Annotated in this window: 2 protein-coding genes; both read left to right on the plus strand. The window is 70.4% G+C overall.

Features of this window, described 5'->3' with window-relative positions:
• The first annotated feature begins 158 nt into the window (after nucleotides 1-158).
• Nucleotides 159-1,172, plus strand: coding sequence for a Gfo/Idh/MocA family oxidoreductase (locus VH969_RS14915; protein ID WP_331974399.1), 1,014 nt, complete (start codon nucleotides 159-161; stop codon nucleotides 1,170-1,172).
• Nucleotides 1,169-1,989: sugar phosphate isomerase/epimerase family protein (locus tag VH969_RS14920; RefSeq protein ID WP_331974401.1), on the plus strand; the 821-nt coding region annotated here is incomplete at its 3' end. The genes VH969_RS14915 and VH969_RS14920, both read left to right, overlap by 4 nt.

Below are 1,989 nucleotides of genomic sequence, written 5' to 3' on the forward strand. Positions count from 1 at the left end.
GTCGTCGAGGACGTGGCCAAGGCGCTGCGTGCTCTCGACCGGGACCTGTTCGTCGTGGTCGAGCAGGACATGTACCCGTGCGACTTCGGCCAGCCGAAGCCGATCGCCCAGCGCACCTACACCTACCTGCGCGGCCTCGGCATCGGAGAGGAGTAACCATGGATGTCCGCGTCGGCGTCATCGGAGTGGGGATGATCGGCCAGGACCACATCCGCCGGATCACTCAGGTGCTCACCGGCGGGTCGGTTACGGCCGTCAACGACGTCGACGCGGCGCGCGCCGGGCAGGTCGCGGCGGGCCTGCCTGGCGCGCATACCCACGACACGGCCGCCGCCCTGATCGCGGACGACGAGGTCGACGCGGTGCTGGTCGCGTCCTGGGGCCCGGCCCACGAGGAGCAGGTCGTCGCCGCGATCGCCGCGGGCAAGCCGGTGTTCTGCGAGAAGCCGCTCGCGCCGTCCAGCGCCGCCTGCCAGCGGATCATGGACGCCGAGCTGGCCACGGGCCGCCGGCTGGTCCAGGTCGGCTTCATGCGCCGCTACGACGCCGGCTACCGGGCCATGAAGGCCACCCTGGATGACGTTGGCCTGGGCGCGCCGCTGCTGATGCACTGCGCGCACCGCAACCCGTCGGTGCCGGACTACGGGTTCACCACCGACATGATCATCAGCGACTCGGCCGTGCACGAGATAGACATCGTTCGCTGGCTGTTCGGCGAGGAGATCGTGGCGGCCAGCGTGCTGACGCCGCGCCGCACCAGCCACGCCCCCGACGGCCTGCAGGATCCGCTGATCCTGCTGCTCGAGACGGCCAGCGGCGCGCTCGTCGACGACGAGCTCTTCGTCAGCGCCCGGTACGGCTACGACGTCCGCGGCGAGATCGTCTGCGAGACCGGCACCGTCGCCCTCGCCGACGTCAGCGAGGTGACCGTGCGCACCGCAAACCGGTACAGCGGCCGCGTCCCGGTGGACTGGCGCGACCGGTTCATCCGCGCCTACGACACCGAACTGCAGGAATGGCTCGACGCGGTGGCGGCGGGCACCTGCACCGGCCCGACCTCCTGGGACGGCTTCGCCGCCGCCGTGGTCACGGACGCCGCCCTCGAGGCGCTCCATACCGGCCAGCGCACCGCGGTTTCCCTGCCCGAACGTCCGGAGTTCTACGCCAAATGAGAATCGCCCTCGACCCCTACATGTTCCGCCGGGTGCCGCTGGCCGATCTGCCCGCGCTGGTCGCGGATCTCGGCTACTCCTGGATCGAGCTGTCGCCGCGGGACGACTTCATGCCGTTCTTCCTGCACCCGCGGGCGGACCGGGCTCAGATCGCCGCGTTCTCCCGGGCCCTGAACGCGGCCGGCGTGCAGGTCGCGTCGGTGCTGCCGCTGTACCGGTGGTCCGGCCCGGACGAGGACGAGCGCCGGGCCGCGGTCCGGTACTGGAAACGGGCCATCCAGATCACCGCGGATCTCGGCGTGGACACGATGAACTCGGAGTTCAACGGCCGGCCCGAGGCGGCCGCGGCCAGCGAGGCCCAGTTCTGGCGGTCGATGGAGGAACTCCTGCCGGTCTTCGAGCGCGAGGGTGTCCGCCTGGTGCTCGAACCGCACCCGGACGACTTCATCGAGGACGGACGGGCGGCCGTCGACCTCATCCGCGGCATCGACAAGGACTGGGTCTCGTTCCTGTACTGCGCCCCGCACACCTTCCACCAGGGCGGCGACATCGAAGGCATCATGAAGTACGCCGGGCCGCTGCTCACCCACCTGCATATCGCCGACTCCTTCGACCACCGCGCCTCCTCCGGGCTGCGGTACATCGTCAACCCGCCCGGTTCGGCCGCCCGGATCCACCAGCACCTGGACATCGGTCAGGGCGAGGTGGACTGGGACGTCTTCTTCCGCACCCTCGCCGAGGTGAACTTCGACGGCATCGCCACCGTGTGCGTCTTCGCCTGGGAGGAACGAGCCCGCGAGTCCTCCGCGCACAACCT

Source organism: Actinophytocola sp. (genome assembly GCF_036555685.1).
Classification (GTDB): domain Bacteria; phylum Actinomycetota; class Actinomycetes; order Mycobacteriales; family Pseudonocardiaceae; genus Actinophytocola.

Excerpts from the sequence above, each read along its gene's own strand:
- VH969_RS14915 (WP_331974399.1), top strand. The coding sequence starts at position 159 with ATGGATGTCCGCGTCGGCGTCATCGGAGTGGGGATGATCGGCCAGGAC.